This window comes from Leisingera aquaemixtae (assembly GCF_006740765.1).
Lineage (GTDB): Bacteria > Pseudomonadota > Alphaproteobacteria > Rhodobacterales > Rhodobacteraceae > Leisingera > Leisingera aquaemixtae.
In genome coordinates, this window is sequence record NZ_CP041159.1 from 291,105 (window position 1) to 316,507 (window position 25,403).

At 63.6% G+C, this 25,403-nt stretch carries 19 protein-coding genes and 1 pseudogene; 8 read left to right on the forward strand and 12 right to left on the reverse strand.

Annotated elements, in window-relative coordinates:
- Window positions 1–2 precede the first annotated feature (2 nt).
- The 3 genes from R2C4_RS03235 to R2C4_RS03245 are packed head-to-tail and all read right to left on the reverse strand — an operon-like array spanning window position 3 to window position 4,702.
- Window positions 3–425 carry a DUF2141 domain-containing protein gene (locus R2C4_RS03235; RefSeq protein WP_141889565.1) on the reverse strand — a complete coding sequence of 141 codons (423 nt, stop codon included), beginning with the start codon at window positions 423–425 and terminating at the stop codon, window positions 3–5.
- Complete coding sequence (locus tag R2C4_RS03240; RefSeq protein ID WP_141889566.1) at window positions 422–3,550, reverse strand: efflux RND transporter permease subunit; 3,129 nt, start codon at window positions 3,548–3,550, stop codon at window positions 422–424. Before R2C4_RS03240 ends, R2C4_RS03235 begins: the two co-directional genes overlap by 4 nt.
- Window positions 3,551–3,553: 3 nt before the next feature.
- Window positions 3,554–4,702 (reverse strand): efflux RND transporter periplasmic adaptor subunit, encoded by a 1,149-nt coding sequence (locus R2C4_RS03245; protein WP_141889567.1) that lies wholly within the window; start codon window positions 4,700–4,702, stop codon window positions 3,554–3,556.
- A gap of 104 nt (window positions 4,703–4,806) precedes the next feature.
- Here R2C4_RS03245 and R2C4_RS03250 point away from each other — a divergent pair, with 104 nt between their 5' ends.
- Window positions 4,807–5,421: a TetR/AcrR family transcriptional regulator gene (locus tag R2C4_RS03250; protein WP_141889568.1), complete on the forward strand. Its 615-nt coding sequence runs from the start codon at window positions 4,807–4,809 to the stop codon at window positions 5,419–5,421.
- A 924-nt stretch (window positions 5,422–6,345) separates the two neighbouring features.
- Here the strand turns inward: R2C4_RS03250 and R2C4_RS03255 are convergent.
- The 5 genes from R2C4_RS03255 to R2C4_RS03275 form a co-directional block, all read right to left on the reverse strand.
- A complete protein-coding gene (locus R2C4_RS03255) occupies window positions 6,346–7,020 on the reverse strand; it encodes an ankyrin repeat domain-containing protein (RefSeq protein ID WP_141889569.1) in 675 nt (224 codons plus the stop codon).
- A 76-nt stretch (window positions 7,021–7,096) separates the two neighbouring features.
- Entirely contained in the window at window positions 7,097–7,576 is a 480-nt protein-coding gene (locus tag R2C4_RS03260; protein WP_141889570.1) for a GlcG/HbpS family heme-binding protein, read from the reverse strand.
- A gap of 90 nt (window positions 7,577–7,666) precedes the next feature.
- The gene (locus R2C4_RS03265; RefSeq protein ID WP_141889571.1) at window positions 7,667–8,275 is read right to left on the reverse strand and encodes a response regulator transcription factor; all 609 of its coding nucleotides are present in this window, start codon (window positions 8,273–8,275) and stop codon (window positions 7,667–7,669) included.
- Window positions 8,272–9,732 carry a sensor histidine kinase gene (locus R2C4_RS03270; RefSeq protein WP_141889572.1) on the reverse strand — a complete coding sequence of 487 codons (1,461 nt, stop codon included), beginning with the start codon at window positions 9,730–9,732 and terminating at the stop codon, window positions 8,272–8,274. The genes R2C4_RS03265 and R2C4_RS03270 overlap by 4 nt, the downstream gene beginning before the upstream one ends.
- Window positions 9,733–10,317: 585 nt before the next feature.
- On the reverse strand, window positions 10,318–10,791 hold the full coding sequence (locus R2C4_RS03275; RefSeq protein WP_244940774.1) for an FCD domain-containing protein: 474 nt from the start codon (window positions 10,789–10,791) through the stop codon (window positions 10,318–10,320).
- A 27-nt stretch (window positions 10,792–10,818) separates the two neighbouring features.
- On the opposite strand from R2C4_RS03275, the gene R2C4_RS03280 reads away from it, so the two are divergent.
- On the forward strand, window positions 10,819–14,232 hold the full coding sequence (locus tag R2C4_RS03280) for a chemotaxis protein CheB (protein WP_141889574.1): 3,414 nt from the start codon (window positions 10,819–10,821) through the stop codon (window positions 14,230–14,232).
- A 412-nt stretch (window positions 14,233–14,644) separates the two neighbouring features.
- Here R2C4_RS03280 and R2C4_RS03285 read toward each other — a convergent pair whose 3' ends face one another.
- The 3 genes from R2C4_RS03285 to R2C4_RS03295 form a co-directional block, all read right to left on the reverse strand.
- Window positions 14,645–15,394 (reverse strand): COG3904 family protein, encoded by a 750-nt coding sequence (locus R2C4_RS03285; protein ID WP_141889575.1) that lies wholly within the window; start codon window positions 15,392–15,394, stop codon window positions 14,645–14,647.
- Window positions 15,391–16,701: a hypothetical protein gene (locus R2C4_RS21365; protein ID WP_141889576.1), complete on the reverse strand. Its 1,311-nt coding sequence runs from the start codon at window positions 16,699–16,701 to the stop codon at window positions 15,391–15,393. The genes R2C4_RS03285 and R2C4_RS21365 overlap by 4 nt, the downstream gene beginning before the upstream one ends.
- Before the next feature lie 88 nt (window positions 16,702–16,789).
- The gene (locus R2C4_RS03295; protein ID WP_141889577.1) at window positions 16,790–17,191 is read right to left on the reverse strand and encodes a hypothetical protein; all 402 of its coding nucleotides are present in this window, start codon (window positions 17,189–17,191) and stop codon (window positions 16,790–16,792) included.
- A gap of 189 nt (window positions 17,192–17,380) precedes the next feature.
- On the opposite strand from R2C4_RS03295, the gene R2C4_RS03300 reads away from it, so the two are divergent.
- The 6 genes and pseudogenes from R2C4_RS03300 (at window position 17,381) to R2C4_RS03325 (ending at window position 24,376) form a co-directional block, all read left to right on the forward strand.
- Window positions 17,381–17,689, forward strand: coding sequence for a hypothetical protein (locus R2C4_RS03300; RefSeq protein WP_058284578.1), 309 nt, complete (start codon window positions 17,381–17,383; stop codon window positions 17,687–17,689).
- Window positions 17,690–18,152: 463 nt separating this feature from the next.
- Window positions 18,153–19,529 (forward strand): annotated as a pseudogene (locus R2C4_RS03305) (NAD-dependent succinate-semialdehyde dehydrogenase).
- Entirely contained in the window at window positions 19,526–20,140 is a 615-nt protein-coding gene (locus R2C4_RS03310; protein WP_141889578.1) for a glutathione S-transferase family protein, read from the forward strand. Before R2C4_RS03305 ends, R2C4_RS03310 begins: the two are co-directional and overlap by 4 nt.
- Window positions 20,141–20,166: 26 nt before the next feature.
- On the forward strand, window positions 20,167–20,763 hold the full coding sequence (locus tag R2C4_RS03315) for an SDR family oxidoreductase (RefSeq protein ID WP_141892024.1): 597 nt from the start codon (window positions 20,167–20,169) through the stop codon (window positions 20,761–20,763).
- Window positions 20,764–21,664: 901 nt separating this feature from the next.
- Entirely contained in the window at window positions 21,665–22,441 is a 777-nt protein-coding gene (locus tag R2C4_RS03320) for a type 2 periplasmic-binding domain-containing protein (RefSeq protein ID WP_141889579.1), read from the forward strand.
- A gap of 174 nt (window positions 22,442–22,615) precedes the next feature.
- Window positions 22,616–24,376 carry a methyl-accepting chemotaxis protein gene (locus R2C4_RS03325; RefSeq protein ID WP_141889580.1) on the forward strand — a complete coding sequence of 587 codons (1,761 nt, stop codon included), beginning with the start codon at window positions 22,616–22,618 and terminating at the stop codon, window positions 24,374–24,376.
- Between the two features lie 249 nt (window positions 24,377–24,625).
- Here R2C4_RS03325 and R2C4_RS03330 read toward each other — a convergent pair whose 3' ends face one another.
- Entirely contained in the window at window positions 24,626–25,399 is a 774-nt protein-coding gene (locus tag R2C4_RS03330; RefSeq protein ID WP_141889581.1) for a VOC family protein, read from the reverse strand.
- Between the last annotated feature and the right edge of the window lie 4 nt (window positions 25,400–25,403).

Genomic DNA, 25,403 nt, shown 5'->3' on the forward strand with positions numbered 1-25,403 from the left:
ATTCACCCGTCGTAGAACACTTGAACGGTGACGTCGCCCGGCGGCACCGAGGCTTCGGCAAAGCCGGGTTCATCGTCCGGGCTTCGGGCGCCGGAAACGCCGATGCCTTCCAGCAGCCGGTCGCCGCTGAAGTTCAGGTCCTCGTCGCCGTTTTCGTCATGGAACAGCACTACTGCATAGGGGCCTGCGGTCAGGTCCGGGAAGGCATGCGCGGTGCTGCCGGGCCGGGCGGGGATTGCGGCAAAGGCTTCGGCTTGCCAGAAGTTAAGCGTCTCGTAGGCCTTGGCCTCGCTGAAGACGGTGATCAGGATATTGCCTTGGCCGTTGCGGATGCCGTCGATGGTGAGGCGCAGCCCCTCGGCCAGGGCTGGGGAGGAAAGGGCTGTCAGGACGCCTGCGGCGGCCAGGGTGAGAAAGCGGGTCATGCGGGGTTCCTTTGCTCAGGCTGCGGGGGAGGGGAAGGGCGGAAGAGGGCAATGACGTCTTCTGCGATGGCGATCAGCACCGGCACCAGAATGAGCATCAGGGCGGTGCCGAACAGCTCGCCAAAGGCCAGGGAGACCGCGGCGGGGATCAGGTATTGCGCCTGCTCGGAGGTTTCCGACAGCAGCGGCAGCAGGCCAATCACCGTGGTGGCGGTGGTCAGGAAAATCGCCTGAAAGCGGCCAATGCCGGCCTGGTGCAGGGCGCTGGAAACAGGTTCCCCCTCATCGCGGGCTTGGTTGTAGCGGGTGATCATCACCAGGCTGTCGTTCACGATGACACCGGTGAGGGCGAGCATGCCGAAAAAGGACAGGAGCGACAGCGGCACATCCATGATCAGATGCCCGACCGCGGCAGCGATAAAGCCGAAGGGCACGATGGCCAGGATTACGAAGGGCTGCCAGTAGCTTTGGAGCGGCACCGCCATCAGCACATAGATCAGCACCGCCGCGAGGATCAGCGCGCGCAGCAGCCCGCCGCGGATCTCGCCGGTCTCCTCCAGCTCGCCCGCGGCGGCGATTTGGACGCCGGGGTACTTGGCGGCCAGCTGCGGCACCAGCTGCTCGAAGACGGCCTGGCCGACTTCGCCGGGTGCCGCCACCGAGCGGTCGATCGCTGCCGCAACGGTGTTGACCCTACGCCCGTCGCGGCGGTGGATCACGCCGGAAACATAGCTGCCCTTGACATCGGCAACGGTTCCTAGCGGCACCCAGGCGCCGGTGCTGCTGCGCAGGCGCAGACGCATCAGGTCGCCGATGGTGTCGCGCGCGGCGCGGGCGTTCTGTACCAGCACCCGGACCTCCGCCCCGTCCCGGCGGATGCGGGCGACCTCGGCGCCGCCGAAACCGTTGCCGATCTGGCTGGCCAGGGTTTCCGCGGTGAAGCCGAGATTGCGGGCGTCCGGGCGCAGGCGCAGCTTCAGTTCAGGCTGGCCGCCAGCCATCCCGCCGCGAATGCTGGACACCCCTGCAATGCCGCCAAGGAAGGCGCGCATGTCAGCGCTGGCCTGGCGCAGCAGGTCTTCGTCCTTGGACATCAGGCGGATGCGGAAGCCGCCTGCCAGCTCCTCCGAGCCGGTGAACTCCAGCTCGGTTGCCCCCTCGACCGCGCCAGTGCGTTCGCGCCATTGACGGACCACGTCAAGGATCTGGACATCGGGGCGGTCAGCCACCGGCAGCATCTCAGCATAGATCTGGGCGCTGCCTGCGCTGCTGATGATGGTGAAGAAGGTTTTGACCGGCGGCACATCCATGCCTGCTTGTTCGGCCAGCTCCCGGTTCAGCGCATGGCCTGCCGCCTCTATCCGGTTCACATTGGCGCGGGTCAGGGCAAAGGGCGCGCGGGCGTCCATTTCCAGGTTCACGGTGATCACCTGGCCCGGCACCTCGGGAAAGAAGACGGTGCGGACCTTGCCCTTCACCATCAGCCCCAGTCCCAGACAGGCCGCAGCGATGAACAGCACAAGCACTGCGTAGCGGTGGGTAACGGAGATGACCAGAACCGGCTTGTAGACCCGGTCGCGGACCCAGCAAAGCCCGCCGCGTGCGCTGTTCTGGACGTGCCCCCACAGGCGGCTGAGCAGGTAGCGGCGGCGCGGTTCAAGCGGTACACGGGCCAGATGCGCGGGCAGGATGAACTTACTTTCGATCAGCGAGAAGATCAGGGCCAGGATCACGATGCCGGAGAAGCCGGCCAGCGCCTTGCCCAGCGGGTTGTCGATCAGCAGCATCGGAAAGAAGGCGGCGATGGTGGTCAGCACACCAAAGACGGTGGCCACGGCGACCTTGTGAACGCCCTGTTCGGTGCCCTGCAGCGGATCCTTCACCTTGCGGCGTTCCTCGAACACGCTTTCGCCGACCACCACCGCGTCGTCGACCAGGATCCCCAAGGCGAGGATCAGGCCGAAGGTGGTCACGTCGTTCAGCGAGTAGTCCACCCATTTCGACCCGGCCACCGCGATGGCACCCATGACCGAGATGGGGATGCCCATCGCCACCCAGAACGCCAGCCGCACGTTCAGGAAGACCGACAGCATCAGCGCCACCAGGATCAGGCCCTGCACGCCGTTGGATTTGAGCAGCGCCAGCCGGTCGGCGATGTAGCCGGCGCTGTCGCCCCAGACCTCAATTTGGACCGAGGGCGGCAGCTGGCGATCGAAATCTGCCACCACGCGGCGGACAACGCGGCTGATCTCCAGCAGGTTTTCCTTTTGCCCGACCAGCACCTCCATACCAACGGTGGGGCTGCCATTGAGGCGGAACAAGAAGTCGCCCTCCAGGTAGCTGTCCTGGATGGTTGCGATGTCGCGCAGCGGCACGCGGGAGCCGTCTTCGCGTTCAATCACCGGCAGGTCGCCGTACTCCGGCGCGTAGCGGGCGCGGTTGTCGGCGCGCAGGTGGATGGTGCCACCTTCGGTGCGCAGCTGGCCCGCCTGAAAAGTCAGCGAGTTGGACTGGATCGCGGCAGCCACGTCGCTGGCGGTCAGCCCGTACTGGCGCAGCCGCTCCGGGTCGGCCTCGATCCGCAGCTCGCGCGGGATCAGGCCCCAGAACTTGAGCCGCGACAGCTCCGGCTGTGCCAGCAGCTCTTCTTTCAACCGCTGTGCCAGGGTTTGCAGCGTGGCCAGGTCGGCCTCCCCGTGCAGATTGACGTAAAGCGCCGGGAAGTCGAAGCCCGAAGCATCGATCACCGGGCGGCGGGCCTTGTCCGGCAGGTTCGCCAACCCGTCGATGCGGATGCGGACCCGGTCCAGCACTGCCTGCAGCTTCTCGCCGCCGGCGCGGCGGACCGAGACGGTGCTGAGGCCATTGGCGGATAGAGAAGTTATACTGCGCACACCCTCCAGGCCTTCGAGGGCTTGTTCAATCTTTTGCGTCACCAGTTCATCCACCTGGGCAGCGGTGGCGCCGGGGTATTCGATGGAAACCTCGACGCTTTCCGGCGGGATGCGCGGGAAGCCTTCGATGCGGATCGACATCAGGGTCTGCACCCCGAGGAACAGGATCAGCGCCATCATCAGATTGGCGGCAACGGGGTTGCGAATGAACCAGGCGGTCAGGGCGTGCATGGATCAGCCTTCCACCGGTTTCGGGCTGACGCGCTGGCCGGGCAGGAAGGAAGCCAGCGGCGTTTGGGCCACTTGCCAGGGGCCTGAGCCTTCGGGTGCGGCAATGGTGATGTTTCCCTGGTGCCGGAACAGCACCTTGGGCGTGATGCGCTGCAGCAGGCCGCTGCTGTCCACCAGCCAGATATGCCCGGCCCGGGACAGGGTGCCTTCTGGCAGGGTGAGAGTGCGGGAGAGCTTGCGGCCGCGGAAGGCGATACGCAGGAAATCTCCCGCCAGAACCGCCGGCGGCGGGTCGGTCACGTCCAGGAAGATGCGCAGCTGGCGGGTTTTCGGATCCAGGAACCCGCCGCCCTGGCGGATCCGGGCCTGGCCGAGGAGCTGGCCGCCGCGGTGGTAGAGATCCGCAGTTTGGCCGGTGACGGGCTGTTCCAGCAGCTTCCAGTCTTCCTGGCTCAGCTCAGCAGTGATTTCGAACCGGAGGTCTCCGGACAGCTGCAGCAGGGGATCGCCGGTGTTCACAGTCTGGCCCAGGCTGGCGAGTCGGCGGGTGACAAAGCCGGAGAACGGCGCCGCCACATCACAATCCGCCAGCTCGCGCTGCGCGGTCTGCAGCTGTGCGCCGGCGGCGGCCACGTTGCGTTCGGCGATCCGCAGCTGCGGCAGGTGAAGCGCAAGATCATTGGGCGGGCTGGCACCGTCGCGGGCGAACTGCCGCCGGGCGAGGGTCACCTTGTTGCGGGCCTGAAGCAACGAGAGCCTGGCCTGTTCCAGCGTCAGCTCTGCCGCGGCGACAGCGGTTTCATATCGGGTCTTTTCGATGGAGAACAGCGGCGTGCCCTTGGCGGCCCTGGCGCCGGCCAGCGCGCCGTCATGCACCGCAAGGATCCGCCCGGACACGGCTGAGCGCAGCTCTGCGTCCCAGCGCGGACGCAGTTCGGCGTAGGCGGACACGACCGCCCGGGCCGGGCCGGGCGCGATCGCAAGGACCGAAACAGCCGGGGCAGGCGGCGGGGCTGCCATGCGTTGCACATCAGCGGTGTCCTCGGTTTCATAGAGCAGCAGAACCACTGCTGCCAGCACCGCAAACGACAGGACCAGCCACAGCCATTGCCTGCTTCGCCGTGCCGGTCTCCTGGTTGTTCCGTTCGCCATACGCAGCCCCTTCCTGCCCTAGCCAGAATCACGCAGCCCCTTGCGGCGCGCTGCTGTCTGGCATATACAGTGAACGATCGTTCGTTCAAGGAGTGTTGCGGAAAATGTCCGCTGGAGAAGACAAGGCTGCATCGAAACGCGAGAGGGCAATTGCGCAGCGCCGGGCGCAAATCCTGGAGGCGGCGCTGGAGTGCTTTCTGGAGAACGGCTACCACCAGACCGGGGTGCGGGATATTGCGAAGAAGGCCGGGGTGAGCCTGGGCAACCTCTACAATCATTTCCCGGGCAAGCATGACGTGCTGGCGGAGATTGCGGCGCTTGAGCGGCTGGAGCTGGCGCCGTTCCTGAAGATCCTGAACCGGTCCACATCCGCGCCGAAGGTTCTGGATAAGTTTCTGGCCGCCTATGCCAAATACTTGGCGGATCCGGACACCGTGATCCTGACATTGGAGATTTCCGGCGAGGCCATCCGCAAGCCGGATATCGCGGCAATGTTCATGGATAACCGTGAGCAGTTGGTTGCTGCGCTCACGGCGGTTCTGGAACGCGGCATCGCCGAAGGCGACCTGCGCCGGCTGCCCGTTCCACGGGAGACGGCGCAGCTGATTATCGAGGTGGCGGAGGGCTGCGCCTACCGCTGTGTGCTGAGTAATGTTTCGATGCGCAAGGCGATGAAGGGGCTGAGGGACTTTGTTTCATCGGCAGTACTCGCTTTTTGAGCTTCAGCATGTCCATGTTCGCCTTTCGCATTTTCAAAGGGCGTCCCTGAGTGCCGCAGAGGAGCAGGCTGCTACACCTCAGTTTTGAAAATGCTGGGCGGCCCGCAAGGTCCGGTTTGACGGGCTGCACTGCCGCAAGGTCCGGGTCAGCTCAACGCCTGCTGTGGGCCGGCATTACTTCGGCCAATGGCGGCTTAGCGCGCTTGTTGTCCGTTCATTTCTCGCGCAGCATTCAGTGGTTTGGGTTCTGAGCCGCCCAATGCCGGTGCGGCGTGATCAAGGTTGAGGGCGGTTTGGAGCCTGCCGTTCGTCCCGCAGATAATGTACCTGAGACTCTGCGGCTTGATTCGATGCGCTGACATTGGCGCTTCCATAGCCAGCGTTCGGTCAAAACACCGCAAAAGCGGGCGGAGAGCCCAACTTGTACCTTCGGCTTTCACGCTGCGAGCGCTCACAGCATGGAAAATGCGGCAAATGCGAAAATTTGGGCGCTGCCATTCAGCGGCGAAATTTGCCGTTCATGCCGAGTGCAAAAAATTCGGAAAAAAATTCACATGGCGCGGGACGAAGCTGCCCGTCGCGGCACGATCCTGAATGCCGGTTATCGCCGCAAAGCATCGGCCACGATAGTGAGGTCTGCCGGGGGCCGGCACTCCGTGAGGCAGTGAAATACTGGATCGCGGAACAGAAGCCTGCCTTGGCCGATTGCCGTCGACAGTCGCCTCTCAAGGGTTTTGAAGGCGGTCACAAGCCAAGATCATGGTGCGGCGTGCAGATCACTATTTTGCTGCACAACGGTGCAGGAGGGACAATACACAAGACTGTGTCTCGCCGCCGGTCGCGGCGGTGCGGGCGTTGACGCGGCAGGATGCGGGTATTGCCAACAACCAGCGGATTGAAGCACCTGCCGCTGTTTCGCACGGGTCAATTATGGTCGCCCAGCAGCGACAATATCTCAAAGTATTGACGGTCTTCTGCATGGTCACGCGGAGTGGCACCGTCACGGTCTCCGATTGTTTGATCAGCGCCCGCCGCGACCAAAAGCCCGACCACAGCCTGATGATCCGGGCCACCGTCGCCCAGGATCACCGCCTCGATCAGCGCGGTCCAGCCGAGGTTGTTGACATGATCGAGCGGCGCCCCGGCGTTGATTAGACGGCGCACCACCTCGACATGGCCCAGATGCGCGGCGGCTATAAGTGCGGTGCCGTCATAGGGGCTGGTCGTCAGGCCGGGGTGGTTGCCCAGTTCGATGGCCAGCGACATCAATTCGGGGTCGTTGGCCACAGCGGCGATGGTGACCACGTCATAGGCCTGGCCTTCGAGCGCGTTGAGATCGGCCCCGGATTTTGCCAAGGCGCGCTGGGCGGCGTCCTGCGAGGCGAAGGCAGCCACGTGGGCGGGGGTGCGGCCACGCCGGTCGCGCACGTTGAGATCGGCCCCGGCAGCGGCGAGGCGGTCAATCCCGGCGACATCGCCGGTCTGGGCTGCGCGGTGCAGCCCGTCGTAAGCAGCAATTTCCGCGGCCGAGGGCGCGGTTTGGGCCAAGGCAGGCGGCGCTAGGGCCAGAATGGCGGGAAACAGGAGGAATTTGAGCATTTCATGTCTCCGATGTGGTTAGGCAGCCCGCCGCGATGACCGGCTGCCCGACGGGATGACCGGCTGCCCGACGGGATTATTCTGCGCCGATGGCATCAAGCCCGGCGCGGGCGCAGGCCTCGTCCAAGTGGCCTCCGGGGGCGCCGCCGACCCCGAGGCCGCCGACCAGCGCGCCGCCAATCCTGATCGGCAGGCCGCCGCCTTGGATCACCATGCGGCGGTCCATGTAGCGCAGGCCGTCATGTTGCGGGTTTTCACCGATGAAATTGGCCAGACCGGCGGTGTCGCGGCCCATCGAGGCCGAGGTGAAAGCCTTGCCCTGGGCGCTGCCTACGGTGTGCGGTCCGGAATTGTCGGCCTTCAAATGCACCTTGGTTGCGCCGTCACGGGCGACGATGGCGACGCTGACATTGTAGCCGTCAGCAGCACAGGCCCCAAGCGCGGCCTGGGCGGCCTTGGTGGCCATGTCGAGCGGCAGATAGGCGGCAGTGGGAAGCTCTTGCGCGGCCAGGCTGGCGGGGGCCAGAAGGGAGGCGAGGATCAGTTTGCGGATCATGGCATGTCTCCTTGTCAAAATCGATTAAGAGAGACTAAGGCGCGAAGGGCCGGCGCGGTATTCGTAGACCTTGCAAGCATCTCCGTAGTTCTACGGGCTGTCGCGGCCTTCGAGCCATAAACGGGTCAGTTCGGCCTGCGAAGTGGTGCCCAGCTTGGCCCCGATCGCGGCACGGTGGCTTTCGATGGTGCGCGGCGACAGGCCGAGGCCTTCAGCGATCTGTTTCGATGTGAAGCCCTCGGCGATGCGGTCAAGCACCTGTGCCTCGCGCGGGGTGAGCGATTGCAAGAGGCTGCGCGCCTCGGCCTTTTCGGCCTCCGCCAGCAGGCGCCGTTCCAGGATTTCACTGACTTTCTGAATGGCGTCGATCAGATCCTGCTCATCGATAGGTTTCGACAGAAAATCGACTGCACCGTTGCGAAAAGCCTGCCGGCAGGCTTCGATATCGCCGTGGCCAGAGATGACGACAGTTGGCCAGTCGATGTTCCGTTCTATCAACTTCTCCTGAAGTTTCAGACCTGAGATCAGCGGCATACGAATGTCGAGGATCAAGCAGCCCGGAGCAAGCCCGTCGAGCCGCGCCAGAAAGGCCTGAGGATTGGCGAAGGGCGCTACGTTCAAGCCGACGGTCGACAGCAGCAGGGTCAGTGCATCGCGCACTGCCTCGTCATCGTCGACCAGATAAACCGGATGTGTCATTGCGCGGCCTCCGCAATGGGAGCCGTCAGCGGCAAGTTAATCCGGAAGACCGCACCGGGGTTTCCGCCGGCATAGGAAATCGTGCCGCCCGCGCGTTCGATCAGGCGCTGGCTAAGCGCCAGCCCCAACCCGGTGCCCTCGGCGCGCGTTGTCATGAAGGGCATGAACAGTCGGGGCTCCATACTGGCCGCGACGCCGGGGCCGTTGTCGGCAATATCGAGGGTGGCAGTATCACCGCTGCTGCGCAGCGTGATCTTGACGCGTGCCTGGGGCGTACCCTCAAGCGCCTCGAGCGCATTACGCAAGACGTTGTGGATCACCTGTTCGATTTCCACCTGATCCACTGTCACCGTCACTGGGTGGTTTGTTGGGGCGGCCTGGAGGGTGACACCCCGGCGGTGCGCCTCGGCCGACAATAGAGCGCGGACATTGGCGATTGCGTCGCGCAGGTCAATCGGTTCGGTGCCGGCGCGCTGCGGGCGCGACCAGTTGCGCAGCCGGTCCAGGATCGTTGAGGCGCGCCGGGCTTGGGCGACGGCGCCATCAAGGACCGAGGCCACGGCATCGCTGTCGCCTCGCGCCAACAGGCGCTTGCCGGCCTGGGCCTGCGCCAGGATCGCGGTCAGGGGTTGGGTCAGTTCATGCGCCATTCCACTGGCCATTTCTCCCATCGCGTTGACCCGCGCGGCATGGCTGAGCTGGGCTTCCATCCGGCTGAGGCTGGCCTGTTGTTCGGCCTCGCGCACCCGGCTGCGTTGCCGGGAAGCAGCGGTGACTGCAGCATAGAGAAGCCCGGTCAGCAACAGTACAAGCGCGACCTGCGCTGGCGGAAGGAGATCGGCCGGACGCGTCCGCATTGCAGTTTCCAAAAGCAGGGGTTGCGAGCCGCTCCCAAGCGATTTTGCGAACCGCACCGCGCTCATACCCGAGGATTGGACCAGCACCGTGCCATCGGGCAGAGACACCCGGAAGCTGGCCTTGTCTTGCGCCCAAAACGCGGCGTTGCTGCCGAACAGTTGGGCGGCATCGACGCTGAGCGCCAGAGCATAGAGTGCCTGATCCGAGTTCGGGCTGCGTTTGATCAACAAGTAATGCTGCGTTTTCTCCGGGTGCGGCAACATCACCGGGACACCGGTGGAGCGCGTGGCGGCAGCGCGGATTTGTGCGGCGGTGCTGGCCGAAATGGCCGTCGCACCTACGATGTCCCGAGCGGGATCCAACGGCACAAGCTGCACGTCGCCGATCCGCGGATAGAACCGTGAAATTGTTGCTGCGACGTCGAGGAAAAGATCGTTGCGCTGTCCCGCGCCGGCTACGGCAATGGCCGACAAAGCCGTCAGGTGGGCATCGTGTTGACCAGCCCGTTGCGAGGCAAGCTGTTGAAGTGTGGCACTTTCGCTGTCGAGCCGGGCGGAATGCAGCCAAAATTGGACCGCCGCGAGGCCTGCCAGCCCCATAACCCCCGCCATCAGAGTGGGTAGAGCCCGCCGCGTTGCCTTGCTCCCGAAGAGTGATATCATCCGCGTTGCGCTCATTGTGCAAGGCTAACATGGAGTGCTTGAACTCCAAGTCCAAAAGCTCATACCAGGATGCCGACAGCTTCTGAGCACCGTCGGCGGTCACTGCGGCATCTCTGCCTCAACGCGAGGATTTAGCCCGCGGCAACCGTGGGAAAATTTCTGGATTACCCCGTTGCCGTCCTCGACCAGAGCAAATGACAACTCTGCCACTTTGCAAAACCATCTAGTCCGGCGGTGCCGGTGCAACCCACCCGCGATCAATGACGTCAAAGTGCGCCAAGCCGCGGTTCAAGCTTAGTGCGGCATCGGGAAAATAGGGCTCAAAGCGGCGTTACGGTGCCGCAGCGATAACCATCGCCGCCGCGCACCGAGATCGGCAATTCTCCAGACCTTTGCGGCTTCCGGCGGGCCATTTTGCAAATACGCAGGTTTCCCGAACTTTCAAACGGATCGTGTGCCATTCAACTTCTGGCAACGTGCATTCCGACGAGGGGCGGCGGTAAATCACTCAGAGCCCCTTTGTCAGCTGCGGCTTCTAGCGCCGATGATCGCAACGCGCAGCAATCCGAAATTGCAAACGGACGTCCAAATAGCTGCTTTGATGGCGGAATACCGATTGCACCTGACACCCCACCAGCGCAGGGTCTGCTCGCAGTGGTGCCGGATGGCATCGGCCACGGCCTCCGTATCGCGGTTTTTCAGGGCCTCTAAGAGGGCAAGGTGCTCTTCCATGGCAGAGGCGATCCGGTCGGGAACGAACGGGCGTGAATTCTGGATTACGGCAATGCGCATCCGGTTGGCGTCATAGGCCGCCGCCAGTAGCGAATTGCCAAGGCCGTCCGCCAGAAATTCGTGCAGCGACAGATCTGTCTCGATGGCCTGCGGCGGACACGATGGGCGGCGAAGCTGATAAAACGGTGAAAAGCAAAACAAATTATTCGATTGATTACGTAAACGGGAAGCTTTGGCTTGAGCGCCGCCTGAATTCAGTGGCACACTGCCGCCGGAACTTGGGGAAACGCGATGGCAAATGACGAGACTTCAGCGCCGCCGGTGATCGGCGTCGGCGCTTCGGCAGGCGGGCTGGAAGCGATACGGGAAATGCTTTCCGCGGCGGGGCCGGACACGGGGCTTGCCTTCGTCATCGTTCAGCATCTCGATCCGAATCACGAAAGCATGATGGCCGAGCTTTTGGGCCGGCAGACGCCGCTGCCTGTGAAGCAGGTTTCCGGCGGAGAGCGGGTGGATGCCAACCACGTTTACGTGATCCCGCCCGGCCGGGGGCTCGCCATAATGGATGGCTGCTTGCGCCTGCACGAGTTTAAGGAACCGCGGGGGCTGCGGCGGCCGATCGACGATTTTTTTGCCTCTCTGGCCCGCGACCAGGAACACAACGCTGCCTGTGTGATCCTGTCGGGCACCGGGGCCGACGGCACCAGCGGGCTGCGCGCAATCAAGGAACACGGCGGCCTCTGTGTCGCGCAGGAGCCAGATACTGCAGGCTATGACGGCATGCCGGTGTCGGCAATCGGCACCGGGCTGGTGGATTTTGTGCGCGATCCCGGCAGCATCGTCGCCTGCCTGCGCACGTTTTTCGATCGCAGCAGTGCCCGGGAAGAGCGCGAGAAGGCGGCCGAGGTGGTTGCCGATCACGTCGACGAAATGTGCGCGAGTCTGCGAAAGACGGTGGGGCATGATTTCTCGGGCTACAAGAAATCTACGCTTGTACGCCGGATTGAGCGGCGCATGCAGGTGCTTGGGATCACTCAGCCTTCGGCCTATCTGGAGCGCATCGGCGACGACGCCGATGAATGCGAAGCGCTGTTTCGGGACCTGCTGATCAACGTTACCCGGTTTTTCCGGGATCCGGAGATGTTCGAGGAACTGAACCGGCGCGTCATTCTGCCGATGGTGGAGCGGGCCACCGCCGAGGACGAGATCCGTGTCTGGGTGCCGGGCTGTTCCAGCGGCGAAGAAGCCTATTCCATCGCGGTGCTGTTTGCCGATGCGCTGGCCTCGCGGATACCGCGGCCGCTGGTGCAGATCTTTGCCACCGACATCGACGAAAGCATGCTGTCGCTGGCGCGCGAGGGGCGCTATCCAGTCTCGGCACTGGCCGACATTCCCGAACGGCTGCGCGAGCATTTTACCATCGGCAAGGACGGGATCTTTCAGATGGCGCCGAAGGTGCGCGACCTGATCCGGTTCTCCTCGCACAGCTTGGTGAAGGATCCGCCGTTTTCCAAGCTGGACCTGATCTCCTGCCGCAACCTGCTCATCTATATGGGCGACCGGCTGCAGCAGCAGGTGTTTCCGATCTTCCACTATGCGCTGAACCCGGGCGGGCACCTGTTTCTGGGCCCCTCCGAAAGCATCGGCCGTCACGAGGAACTGTTTTCGGTTACAGACCAGAAGTCCCGCATCTATAAGCGGCTGGAAGGGCGGCCGTTCTACCCGTTCAATCTGCCAGCCAGCGTCGCACCCGCAAAAAAGCGCAGCTTCGAACTTCCGCGCTATGGCGAATCCTCGCGTCTGAGCTGGGAAGAGAGCGTGTCGGTCCGCCGCTTGGTGGAGCATTACACGCCTGCCTCGATGGTCGTTGATACCGATGGCGGCGTGATCAAAACCTACGGCAGGCTGGCGAAGTATTTCGAGTATCCCAGCCCGGGCCGGGATATCACCTTTGCCGTGTCGCTGGCCCGTCCCGGTCTGCGCGACGTGCTGCCGCAAATGATCCGGCAGGCAGCGACGGGGAAGAAGCGGGTGGTGGCCCGGGATGTGACTGTGCAAGCGGAGTTCGGCCAGCAGGTCGCCGATGTGGTGGCCGATCCGCTGCCGGACGGAAACGTGCTTTTGGTGTTTCGTGATGCTGCCCCGTTCGAGCCAGGCGCTGCAGACGACATGCTGGAGCTGGGACCGGCCGACAGCGAGCTGCAGGTGCTGCAGGACGAGCTGCGCCTGACCAGGCACCGGCTGCGCGGCACGGTCGAGGAGCTGGAGACCGCCAACGAAGAGCTGAAGAGCTCGAACGAAGAAATGATGTCGATGAACGAGGAGCTGCAGTCGACAAACGAGGAATTGACCACAGTCAACGATGAGCTGAAGACCAAGGTCGACCAGCTGACCGTGGCGAACTCGGATCTGCGCAACTTTTTTGAATCGACCCGCCTGGCGGTGGTGGTGCTGGACCGGAACTTGCAGATCCGCAGCTTTACCGAGGCAGCAAAATCCGTCTTCCCGCTCAAGGACAATGACCGGGGCCGGCCGCTGACCGAGGTGGCGAGCCTGCTGGAAAACGCCCAGCATATTGAGGACGCCCGCACCGTGCTGATGGGCGATACCGTGCCTGCGCGCACGGTTGCCTCGGCCGATGGTGAGCGGCAATGGGCGCTGCGGGTGCTGCCCTACCGGCTGCAGGATGGCACCATTGATGGCGCCACGGTCGTATTCAACGACATCACCGAGGCGCTGCGCATGCAGCAGGATCTTGATCTGGAGCGTGAGCGTCTGCAGCTGGCGGTAGAGGTCGCCCAGCTTGGCGTCTGGGAATACCACGCCGAAAGCGGGGAAACCTTCCTGGACGAGCGCGAACTCGCGCTGTTCGGTGTCAGTGGGGGCGGGGACACCAGCATTGATACGCTGATGGAGCTTATCCTTGATGAGGACCGACCCGGGGTGGAAGCCTCGCTGCGCCGCGCGATCGCCGGAGACGAGGACTTCTCGGCGGCGTTCCGGATCCGCCTGCCGGATGGCAGCGTGAGGCATCTGCGGGGGCTGGGACGTCTCGTCGATGCCGCAAGCCCGGTCCGCATGATCGGCGTGAGCTTTGATGTAAGTCCCGAGGCACGGCTGGCCGAACAGCGGGAGCTGCTGATCCGGGAGATGAACCACCGGGTGAAAAACCTGTTCGCAATAATCGGCGGTTTTGTCAGCGGCGCTGCGCGCACCGCCAATTCGCCGGCGGAGCTGGCCCGTGACGTCCGGGCCCGGATCGAGGCGCTTGGCCGCTCCCACAGCCTGACACAGAGTCAAAACGGGACCGGCGGTGTGCAGTTGAAAGATCTTATCGAATGCGCGGTCCGGCCGCATGCCGGCAATGCCCGCACCGCACTGTCCGGCCCAGACATTGTGATTGACATCGAACAGCTCACCCCGCTGGCGCTTCTGTTCCACGAATGGACCACGAACAGTGCCAAATACGGTGCCTTCCGTCCCGAGGGCGGCCGGGTCGATGTGACGTGGGAAAAAGTGCCGGGCAATGCGCTGGAAATCGCCTGGAAGGAAGAAACGGAAGCGCAGCGAAAGGACAACCCGTCAAACGGCACCGGCTTCGGCAATCTGTTGGTGAAACATTCTGTCCGGCAGTTAGAGGGCAGGATTTCTGAGGCGCATACTCAGTCGAGCTGGCACAGCACTCTGACCATACCTCTCCCTTAGCCGAATGGGCCGGCACCGGGGTTCCGCGGTGCCGAGGCGGCGTTTGCGGTTCGAGGCGGTGGTGCGGCTGGAGGGTGCCAAGGCGCCTGCTAGAACCGTCAGCGCAGGGCAGGCCCGCCGCCGCAAGCTGCGTGGCCTGACGCGCACTGGCCTGAAATGCCTCTGCCTTTTCCGCTGGCATCCGCGAGGGTAGGCTTTGCTGCGCGCCTCTCAATTCTGGCGCAAAATCCACAAGGAACCAGGCAAGCGGTTAGAGGCTGCCATACGCGAGCTTCGCTGTGTTTTAAAGGCGCCAAGTCTTGCTTCCTTACGCCGCATATCCGGCAATGAGGCTGCCGAATGACCAGGGCTGCCCTCCATTGCGGACAGTTCGGTCCCGCCGCGCTGGCTCACCTGCGCGCCGTGGCAGCGGTCAGTCCGTTACCACGTTCCACTCCGCCAGCTCTTCGGCGGTCAGGATATAGATCTCGTCGGCGGGCGTGGCCATCGCCGGGCCCATAATCCGCAGGTCTATGCCCATGGTGTCCAGGTGCTCCAGCACACGGGCCTGGCCGCGCTGGATATCCTCGACCGCCAGGAAGGCGGGCAGGATGTCGGATTCCCCGAACCGGTGCTGATGAACGCCGAGACGCGCATTGTCCGCAACCCGCCGCCCGGTTCCGCCGGCAAAGATGTAAGGGCAGGCCGACAGGCAGACCGCCGCCTCCGCCAGGCGCGTCTCCGCGCCGGCCTCGCGGACCGCCCGGCCAATCTCCAGCGCGTCGGCGACACTGCCGCCGGAGCTATCGAGAAGGACTGTGCCAGGCTTCAGCCGCCGCAGGTCCGCAACGATCCGCTCGCCGTCACCGGGCGAAATTGCGCCCCTCAGCAGCAGTGCCTGCCTGCCGTCCAGCGTGGTTTCTTCAGCCACCAGACGGCGCGGCATGTCGCGGTCGATACTGGGGCCAGGATTGGCGGGCCGGTCCGGCCGGTAATGCCGGGTCTGATCACCGGGCCGGGTGGGCTGGTCCAGCTCCGGCACCGATACCGGCGACAGCATCCGCGGCAGTGCCGGCCCGAGGTCAAGCGCCACAAGCATGACCGCCAGACCGATCTGGCAGCCCAGCAGCCAGCGGAACGGCGCCCCCGGACTGCGCCCGATAATCCTGCCGCCCCAGGTCATTCAACCGCTCTGGGTCCGGGGCGCGGCCCGGCAGCGCCGGGAGAACCGCTGCCGTCCTCCGCTTCGCTGGCGGTCTCCTCATCCTCCGGATCCCAAGCCGCGCCGGGGGCCGCGGCCTCAACCTCGCGCAGCGCCAGCACAGCGGCGCGCAGTTCGGCCACGGTCATCGAATCCTCGGGTTCCGCCGGGTCACGCCCGGCACGGACGGCGCCCTGCGCCACCGCAACAATCAGAACCAGAACCGCCGGCAGCAGGTCGATGGCAATGGCTCCGGCCCAGGAGGGGGCGAAATTCCCCGCGTAGCGGATCACCGCATCGGCCTTGGAGATTGGCGTGTAGACAACTTCGGCAGCGGGCTCCAGCGCCAGAACCTCCGCCGCCGCGGCCTGCAAAGTCTCGGCCCGTTGCGCCAGGAGTTGCAGCAGCGAGGTGATGGTTGCCTGCTGAGCGGCCTGGCCGCCCGCATCCCCCGCGTCCAGACGCGGCAGGACAACGGATTCCGCCAGATCCCGCGCCGCACGGTCCACCATTGGCGCAACCGACAGCTGCCGCAGCTCTGCGATGATGCCTGCCAGGCGCACGGATTCTTCGGAGAACTCGACGCCGCGGGCGGTAACAGGCCCCGGTGCGACTGTCAGCGCGCGCATCCGGCTGAGGATCGCATTGCCTTCGGCAAAGGCCGCGGCGACCGGCGCCTCCTGCTTTGCGATCAGCCCCTCTAGGGCCGCCAGCTCATCGGATTTCTGCATCAGAACCCGGAACACGGCGCCGCGCCCAGCCAGGCCGGACAGGCCGCCGCCTGCTTCCTGCTGCGACAGGTCCTCGAACCCTTGCCGCGCCCTGCCGACGTCCAGGCGCAGGGCCTGGCCCTGCAGCGCAAACGCATTCGCGCGCTCCAGCGAGGTTTGGTATTCCTGGACCGTGCGCGCCAGATGCTGCTCCACAGCCGCCGACCCGGCCAAGGCGGCAGCGTTCAGCCAAGACGACATCGCAACGATCGCGGCCGACCCCAGCGCCATTGACAGAAACAGCCACATCCGCGCCGCCGCTGTCCGCATTGCCGGCAGCAGCCGCAACAGGTACGACCAGAATACATAGATCCCGGTCGACACCGCGGCGCTGTAGGATACGGCCGCAAACAGCGACAGAGCGCCATCGTCATCCAGCAGCCCGCGCACGCCGAGATAAGTGTAGATGCCAGAGGCCACCGCAAGCACACCCAGCGCTGCCGAGGTGAAGCTGTCCAGCCACTGCAAATGCCCTTCGACTTCGCGCGCGTGGCGAAGGCCCTTGATATCACGTTTCATATTGGCACCTCCCCTCAGAACATGTTCCCTGCGGCGGGGAAAACAAGGCGGCGGCTGCCAAGTCTCCTCCAGCGGCTGCCGCGGCTGCCTATGGCACTGCCGCCATCCCGGCCGGATTGCTGGCAGGGACAGCCGGCTGCCGGGCTGGTTCTTCCAGCTTGACCGCGGCCACCGGGGTGAAACCCGCCCGGAAGACTTCCACCCAGACCTGCGAAGGCCTCAGCCCGATTGGGCCAAGGGCCAAGCTGGCCTCTATGGCATAGATCTCTATCAGGCCTCCAAGGCCGTTTTCATCCGGGTCTGCGGTGTCCCACGGGGTCACCGGGCCAAAGCTATGCGTCCGCAGCATCCAATGGCGCTGGATTGCCTCGGAGCCGCGGATTTCGTCAACCGCCTCCGGCAGGCTGCTGCCGCAAAAGCCGAAAGGGGAAGTGTCTAAAACGCGCCATTCGTGAAGCTCACGAAGGTAGTGAAAAAGGAGATGCCGCACGTGTGCCCCGGAAATGTTTGATGTTTCTGATTTTTCAGGATGAACGCGGAACCGGCGGGTTCGTTCCCGCCCGCGCAGGATAATTCGGAAATACTTCGCACAGCGCCGGCGGGGGCGGGAACGGATGCGCCCCCGCCGGCGTTGTTCCCGTAACGCCGGTGCCGCCGGCCATGGCTGAGGAGCCCGCTCATGTTCTTGCATCTTCCCGCACAGATCCGGTTTGCCGCCAGCGTTGCGCGCATGGCGTTCGAAGCGCAAATCATCATTTCCATCCGCACCCTGGGCATGATGGGCGTTGTCCCCGCAGCGCCGGCTGAAAACAGGCGGATGGTCCTGGAAAAAGTGAAAGCGTTTCAATCCAGCACCCAGGCGGCCGCGCAACTGGCGGCGGCTGGCAAGCCGATGGAGGCTGTCATGACCGGGGCGATGGCCCCTTACCGCCGTGCCACCGCTTCCAACTACAAGCGCCTGACCCGGCCGCCCAAAAGCAGCCGCTGACTTTAAGGCGGCAGCACTCGACGTAAACGCGGACTGCCCGAAGTGGGCGGCCGGAAGCTCCCTGTTCACTGCTTGGGTGCGCAGAACCAAGGGAATTGCGATGCTACCGGCGCATAACTCCTTCACGGTTATCTCCAGTTTCGGCTTTGCCGCCCGGTTTGCCGCTGTTACCTTGAGGAAAGGCTATAAACCGCTCCTTCACCGCGGTCCGCCAAGCGGAAGGGGGTGTCCGGCCATTGGGACCTCAATTCCAGAGCTAATTTCTGAAACGGAAGCGCAGACCAGGCCTGGCGGAACAAGGTGAGGTCCGAACCTGGCTTACGGAGTGGCGGCGATGCGGTGTTCATCGTGCCGGGGGTGAATTGGGTGCCTGTTGGGGGCTGCGAGCCTCAACTGACGTTGCGGAAGACGGAACCCCTCTCGAAGCCCGCGGGTTGTTTTAGTGATCACCGAAGGAGCCATCATGCCGACGATCACCACGAGGAATCCCGCAACTGGCGAAACGCTGGAAACCTATCCGCTCATGACAGAGCAAGAGGCCATCCGGAAGCTGGAGGCCGCGCAGGAAGCGTTTCTTGAGTGGAGAAAGCTGTCCCATGCTGAGCGGGCGCCTTATCTAACCAAGATCGCGGAGAAGCTTCGCGCCAGCGCTGATGAGCTGTCGGCGCTGATGACGCGCGAGACCGGCAAATTGTTGAAAGACGGAAAGCGTGAGGTTGAGATCTGCGCGGCAATCTTAGACTACACTGCCAAACACGGTCCCGATGTCCTGGCCGACGAAGAGCGGACCCACGGAACCGGCGGCGCGCGGGGCATCGTCAGTTACCAGCCGATTGGCGTGATCTACTCTATCCAGCCGTGGAACTTTCCGCTGTATCAGCCGGTTCGCGTGCTCGCTGCAAACCTGATGGCGGGCAATGCCTGCGTGCTGAAACATGCGAGCATTTGCACCGGCTCGGGCTTGCGGCTGGGTGAGCTGTGCATCGAAGCAGGCCTGCCGGAGGACCTGTTCCAGGTCGTCCTGATCGACCACGGCACCAGCGATAAGCTCATCGCGCACCCTCTTGTGCGTGGTGTGACACTGACCGGAAGTGACGGCGCCGGCCGCCATGTCGGCAGTGTGGCCTCGAAGGCGCTGAAGAAGACGGTACTGGAACTGGGCTCGAATGACGCTTACCTCGTGCTGGAGGACGCCGAGATCGAAACAGCGGTCAAATACTCGGTCATCGGGCGGCTCTACAACAACGGCGAAACCTGTGTGTCAGCCAAACGGTTCATCGTTGCGGACAAGGTCTATGACGCGTTCGTGTCGGCCTTTGTCGATCAGATGAAAGCCGCCAAAATGGGCGATCCGACGGACGAGGACACTCAGCTTGGCCCGCTGTCAAGCGACGCCCAGTTCGAAACCGTGAAGGAACAGGTGGACGAAAGCGTGGCCAAGGGGGCGAAGGCACTGTGCGGCGGTAAAGCGCCCGACCGTGCCGGCGAGTTCTATCCTGCAACGGTGCTGGCGGACGTGGCCCCCGGCATGCCTGCCTATGATGACGAGATTTTCGGCCCCGTGGCCGCCGTGATCCGGGCCAAGGATGACGAAGACGCGATGCGCATTGCCAATGACAGCCGGTACGGCCTCGGCGGCGGGATCTTCTCTCAAAACGAAGAGCGTGCGCTGCGGTTGGCCCGCGACCATTTCGACACCGGGATGATCCGCATCAACTCTTTCGGAGCAGCCGATCCAAACATGCCCTTCGGCGGGGTTAAAGATTCAGGCTAAGGGCGCGAACACGGCGGCTTTGGCATGAAGGAATTTGTCAACGTGAAAGCGATCTACCTGCCATGATTACACTCCATGCACTGCAATACTCTCGCGCCACCCGCGTCCTCTGGCTGCTGGCAGACTTGGGACAGCCCTGTAACCGGATCGACTATGACCGAACCGAGGCCTTCCGCGCCCCCGAAACGCTGTCCAAGGTTCACCCTTTGGGCAAATCTCCGGTGATTGAGGACAACGGCGAGATGATCGCTGAGTCTTCCACGATCCTGCGATATCTCGCGGCCAAGTATGACGATGACACCCACACACCGCCGCGCGGCACGCCGGAGTTCTGGCGGCACGAGGCGCTCTTCGACTACGTCGAAGCTTCGCTGGCCGAGGTAGCCTTGCAGGCGATCCTGCCCGCGTTTCGCGGCCAACCGGTGCCGGACGATGCGAAAACCGCACTCGACACCCACCTCGACTATGTCGCGAAGGCCATCGGCGAAGGACCTATGCTGTTCGGCGGCAAGGCGATGCTCGCGGACATTCAGTTTTCCTACATCGTCGCGCTTTTGGCGCGGTTCGGCCTGCTGGCGGGCCACCCCAAAGTCGCCGCCTACTGGGACGCCCTGCAACAGCAGCCGGGCTATATCGCCGCAACGCGATCTGCGGGGCCGATGGCGCCGCCCGCTTGACCTGACAAAAAGGACTTCTCATGCCCATGAACATCATTATCGCCGGTGCAACCGGAAAAACCGGCCGGATCCTGACCCAAGACCTGCTGGACCGAGGCCACAGCCTGACCGCGCTTGTGCGGGAAGGTTCGGACACCAGCTGCCTGCCAGAAGGCACCAAGCTGCGGCATGGCGATTTGACCGACCTGCAACCGGGGGTGTGCGACGGCGCGGATGTGGTGATCTTTGCCGCAGGTTCCGGCGGCGCGACCGGGCCGGAAATGACGGAGAAGGTGGATCGCGACGGCGCGATGCGGCTGATCGATCTCGCAAAGGACGCCGGTGCCGGCCGCTTCGTCATGCTCAGTTCCATCGGCGCGGACCAGTCAGACCCGACGGGTGATCTGGCGCATTACCTGAAAGCCAAGCACGCCGCCGATGAGCACCTCAAGAACTCCGGCCTGACCTACGCGATCTTGCGGCCCGTATCGCTGACAGACAGCGGTCGCAGCGCCGATGTCGTCCTTGGCGGCCAGGTCGACAAGTCTGCAAAGGCAAGCCGCGCCGATGTGGCAGCAGTGCTGGCAGAGGCCGCCACAACCGGCGGGTTGGACGGTCAGGCGCTAGACATGCAATCGGCCTGAGCGACAGATTGCCCCGGCGATGCTGTCGCCGGGGGCACCGTGCTTTCATTTGCAGAAAGTTCTTACACCGCCTAAACGAAACCACTTGCCGAGCATTCACTTTGGAAGGTTACCTTCATTTGCAAGGCGACCGGTGGAGCAGCCTGGATGATCTCGTCTTAGCTCTAACGTGAGGGCGGTTGCATTGGCGCCGCGCGCCAAATTCGGGACCTGAGCTTGCTTTCTGTCCGCTCGCAGAGAAGGCGCGCTTCCCGCTTTGACTGCGGCTGAAGGCCTGCCTGACCGGTGGCCAGGCATGGGGCTGTGCCGGGTTGCCTGCCGACTTCTTGGGCACTCCCGATAGCCGCTCAGATCCTCCGCGACGTGCCCCGCAGGGTTGTGCCGCAGGGCAGCTCCGAGCCTGGCTGTCGCCCCGGGGTGGCGGGTTTGGCGTGAGAGATCTCCACGGGGCCTGCGTGCTGCTAGGCGGAAAAGCTGCAGCCTGCGGCACCGAATAATGCGTCCAGGCGCCGGCTCCCGAGTCAATTCCCCGGGATATTTCCCGGCGCGCGATGGATTCCTGATTAAAACGCGCATTCAGGCCAATTTGCCGGCCGGATAAGTAGGCCAGCCCCTTTACGCCCTCTGACCGGGCACCTTTTGCCAAGTGACGTCGCGTACGCCAGCTGACCGCAGCCTTGCAAGAATTCTAAGAAAACACTTCTCCCGGAGATCGGCCTCGGAAACATCAAGTCTCTGTAAAGTCATAGAAGCATTGGATAATCCAGGCCTGGTGGAAGCGCTCCCAATGCGTCCCCGCCCGGCAGCGGGACGCAAAAACTCCGTCAAGCTCCGCAATAAGCAACAATTAAGATTCGCCATCTAGCGTGCATGGATCACCACTTGCAGGAGCAGACAATAAATGAAGACCCGTATAGCAGCGCTTCTCTGCGCAGCTGCAGCCCTCATGTCAGAACACGCCAGCGCCGCCGAGGTTGAAGTCCTCGTTGGCGATCTGCCGCCAATGGTCAACAAGGATGGCTCTGGCCGGGAGGCGGAGATCATCGCAACCACTCTGGAGCGTTGCGGCCACACTGCCAAGTTCACCATACAACCATTCACGCGCCACTGGCAGTCGTTCGAGTCCGGAAAAGGGGACGCGGTCGCCACCGTGCCGGTCGGCATGCCGACCGCAGGCACGCAGACTGAACCCTACGTCTCCTATCAGAACGGGATTTCGTTCCTCAAGTCCTCGGGTGCGCAGGTGAGCACGCTTGGAGACCTGAACGGCATGAAGATTGTCGCTTTTGAAGGCGCTGCCAGCATTATTCCCGGGCTTTCGGACGCGACCGGCGGCTTCAAATCCTACCGCGAGATGGCCGATCAGGAAACACAGAGCAAGCTGCTGTACGGCAAGCGCGTGGATGGCATTGTCGGCGATGGCATGCTGTTTGCCGAATTCGCCCGGCACTTGCAGGAAGCCGGTGCCGCGTCGGGGGTGGATGCCAGCCAGCCGATCGAATTCCGTGCAATCTTTGAACCGACCCCCTACGGCATGAGTTTCCGCGACCCCGCCATGGCCGAGGGATTCAGCCGCTGCTTTGCCGAGCTCGAAGAAGAAGGCAAAATCGCTGAGATCAATACCCGTTGGACCGACAAATACCGCAACGCGCTGTCGGACAACTACATGTCCTACTGACCCCGGTTTGAACACACAGCGCCAGAGGGCCGTGGCGATGCCGGCAGCGGGCAGCCTGCAAAAGCAGGCTGCACCAAGCCAGCCCGCCACTGCCTGATACCGCCTTTGGCACCGGGCCAGGACCGGTGCCGAAGACAGCACAGGATTGTGCTTATTCACTAAGCGGAGTGTCAAATGAGACGCTTGAAGAAACAGATTTTTGCGATGTCCATCAAAAAGCGGCTGCTGCTGCCGATCATCGCATGCATCTTCCTTTCGAATGCAGCTTACACAGTGTTCTGGGCGTCGAAACACTCCAGTGCGCTGCTTGAAGCCTTTGAAAGTGAAGTCAACTTGGCGCAGACTTTCATGGCGCCGCCGGTGGCGGCTGCGGTTTGGGATTTCAACAGCGACGCGGCGCTTGGAGCGGTTCAAGGGGTGACAGAGATGCAGGATGCGCTGTTTGCCCAGGTTCTGGTGGACGGCGAAGCATTCGCCGAGATTTTTGTGGATGAAAGCCAGCGCGAAAACTGGACTGCCGCGGTCCCCGAACTGCTGGCAGCGGCCGATGGCCCAACGAGCCTTCAAGCGGGCGCGCTTGCCTACGTCACCTTTCCGGTGCTGCATCCCGAAGGAGGGCAGGTCGCGCAAATGGTGCTGGGGTTCAATAATGGCCGGGTGCAGGCGACGATCCAGCAGCTTTACCTGCAGTCGGCTGTCATCAGTCTTGCGGTCTGCCTGATCGTCGGCCTTATCGTGTTCTTCTCGGCGGCCTCGGTCACCAAACCGCTGCACCGGATCATCAATCGAATTACAGCGCTGCGGGAGGGCGATACCGTCAGCCCGGTGCCAGAGGAGGGCCGCAGCGACGAACTGGGGCACCTGGCCGGCGCTGTCGGCCAGTTCATCGAAGCGATGCGGGCCAATGCAGAGCTTGAAGAGCGGTCGCGCCGCGCTGCGGAGGAGCAGGCGGGTGTGGTGCAGGAACTGGCTGCCGGTTTGAACAATCTGGCCAAGGGATTGCTCTCGCACCGTATCACCCGGGAGATGAGCGGCGAATACACAACGCTTCGCGCGGACTTCAACCAGACGGCTGAATCGCTGGACGGGCTGATCGGGCGGGTGTTGCACACCATCACCGAGATCGAAGAGCAAACCAATCGCATGGCTCAAGGGTCCGACGACCTGTCGCGCCGCACGGAAACGCAGGCGGCGACCCTGGAACAGACAGCCGCGGCGCTGGACCAGATCACCACCAACGTGCGCGACGCCACAGAGCAGACGGGCTCGGTCGAGCACACGGTATCGGACACCCGCGCGGAAGCCTTGCGCTGCGGCGAGATCGTCCAGCGGGCGGTCGAGGCGATGCGCGAAATCGACGCCTCTGCGGCCAAGATATCCGAAATCAACGGCGTGATCGAAGGCATCTCTTTCCAGACGAACCTGCTGGCGCTGAATGCCGGTGTTGAGGCGGCAAGAGCCGGTGAGGCGGGCCGCGGCTTTGCGGTTGTCGCCTCGGAAGTCCGCGCCCTCGCTCAGGCTTCATCCAATTCCGCCAGCGAAATCAAAGGCCTGATCGACGCCAGTTCGGAGAAAGTGAAGGTGGGCGTGGGACTGGTCGACGAAGCGGGTCAAGCAATTACCCTGATCATCGACAAAATCCAGAGAGTGTCAGAACTGGCGGTTCAAATTGCGGTGTCCTCCCGTGACCAGGCTGCAACCATCAGCGAAATCAATTCGGGAGTGACTGAGCTGGATCGCGTCACCCAGGAAAATGCCAGCATGGTTGAGAGATCCAGCGAGCAAGGGCAGATGCTGAAGCAGGCTGCAGCCGAACTTGCGGAACTCGTGGCAAGTTTCAAGCCGTCGCAGGAAACCCCCGCCGGATCGCTGCAGAGCGCTGCAACGGGGGCGTGGGAGCCTCAGGCATTAAATGAGAGGCGCTTGGCAGGTTAGACCCGGCAGCTGAATTTGGAATAGCGGGGCCGTTGCGCCCCGCTCGGCTGTCTGCGGTACCGTGACATCCAGACAGTGACGTGAGCCACGATGTGCACGCGGCCCCCCACGGCGCGTTATCTGGCGGATATGATGGGGGCAGGCTAAGCGCGGCTGCAGGTACCATGTTGGCTGCTAACCGGCCCGGCTGTGTGATTGCGGATGACCGCAGTGCCGGTCATCCGCCAATACGTTTCCTCCTGACAGCCCTTAGGGGGAACCAGTGCCGGTACGGCTAAGCGCGGCTGGTGCCCCATCAGGTGCGCAAAGAAAGTATTCGCACGCTTCTGCGTTTGGCACGGCAAAGCCCTCCGTCCAGCCTGCGCCAAGCGCCTCAGCGGCGTCCCGGGCGCTGCGGGGTGACGTGACCTTGATATTCGGCACCCAGCCCGGCCGGGACCCGGCAAGCGGTTCTGCTGTATAGTGAAGCGCGACCAAATCGCCGCTAGGCCCGAAGATGGGGAGAGCAGTCTGCTCCGGCGGCTGGACCGCCGGGAGCTGCCATCCGCAAACCCCGGCATAAAAGGCCATGGGGAAATCCGCGCCGTTTGAAAGGTAAACCTCCGGGCCAAACTGCCGACGCGGTACGGGAAATCCGTGCCGCGACAGCGAGATGCCGAACAAAGCGCCCAGCGGATCGCGCAAAAGCGCATTGCGGCCGACGCCGAGAACCTCGAACGGAGGGCGGACGGCTTCCCCGCCAAGACGTTCGGCTAGCGCGGCGGCAGCATCCACATTGCTGACTTCGGCATAAGGTATCCAGCCGCCCGGCAGACCCGCCGGTGTTTCGGCAAGACCTGCCCCCGCTTCGCCGTCCGACAGGGCAAGGACAAAATCCCTTTCCCCGCCGCCCCAGGCAAAATCTGCGGCCCGCTCAACCTGGTAGCTCCAGCCTGCGACCTTCTGATAGAATGCCATTGCGCCGTCCCGGTCCCCGGTGAACAGGTCATGCCATACGATCTGGCCGGTTTTCGCTGTCTGCATCGGC

Coding starts and splice junctions, on each gene's coding strand:
- R2C4_RS03235 (WP_141889565.1), bottom strand. CDS start 425: ATGACCCGCTTTCTCACCCTGGCCGCCGCAGGCGTCCTGACAGCCCTT.
- R2C4_RS03330 (WP_141889581.1), bottom strand. CDS start 25,399: ATGCAGACAGCGAAAACCGGCCAGATCGTATGGCATGACCTGTTCACC.
- R2C4_RS03315 (WP_141892024.1), top strand. CDS start 20,167: ATGAACATCATTATCGCCGGTGCAACCGGAAAAACCGGCCGGATCCTG.
- R2C4_RS03245 (WP_141889567.1), bottom strand. CDS start 4,702: ATGGCGAACGGAACAACCAGGAGACCGGCACGGCGAAGCAGGCAATGG.
- R2C4_RS21365 (WP_141889576.1), bottom strand. CDS start 16,701: ATGAAACGTGATATCAAGGGCCTTCGCCACGCGCGCGAAGTCGAAGGG.
- R2C4_RS03240 (WP_141889566.1), bottom strand. CDS start 3,550: ATGCACGCCCTGACCGCCTGGTTCATTCGCAACCCCGTTGCCGCCAAT.
- R2C4_RS03285 (WP_141889575.1), bottom strand. CDS start 15,394: ATGACCTGGGGCGGCAGGATTATCGGGCGCAGTCCGGGGGCGCCGTTC.
- R2C4_RS03250 (WP_141889568.1), top strand. CDS start 4,807: ATGTCCGCTGGAGAAGACAAGGCTGCATCGAAACGCGAGAGGGCAATT.
- R2C4_RS03310 (WP_141889578.1), top strand. CDS start 19,526: ATGATTACACTCCATGCACTGCAATACTCTCGCGCCACCCGCGTCCTC.
- R2C4_RS03280 (WP_141889574.1), top strand. CDS start 10,819: ATGGCAAATGACGAGACTTCAGCGCCGCCGGTGATCGGCGTCGGCGCT.
- R2C4_RS03300 (WP_058284578.1), top strand. CDS start 17,381: ATGTTCTTGCATCTTCCCGCACAGATCCGGTTTGCCGCCAGCGTTGCG.
- R2C4_RS03255 (WP_141889569.1), bottom strand. CDS start 7,020: ATGCTCAAATTCCTCCTGTTTCCCGCCATTCTGGCCCTAGCGCCGCCT.
- R2C4_RS03325 (WP_141889580.1), top strand. CDS start 22,616: ATGAGACGCTTGAAGAAACAGATTTTTGCGATGTCCATCAAAAAGCGG.
- R2C4_RS03260 (WP_141889570.1), bottom strand. CDS start 7,576: ATGATCCGCAAACTGATCCTCGCCTCCCTTCTGGCCCCCGCCAGCCTG.
- R2C4_RS03265 (WP_141889571.1), bottom strand. CDS start 8,275: ATGACACATCCGGTTTATCTGGTCGACGATGACGAGGCAGTGCGCGAT.
- R2C4_RS03270 (WP_141889572.1), bottom strand. CDS start 9,732: ATGGGGCTGGCAGGCCTCGCGGCGGTCCAATTTTGGCTGCATTCCGCC.
- R2C4_RS03320 (WP_141889579.1), top strand. CDS start 21,665: ATGAAGACCCGTATAGCAGCGCTTCTCTGCGCAGCTGCAGCCCTCATG.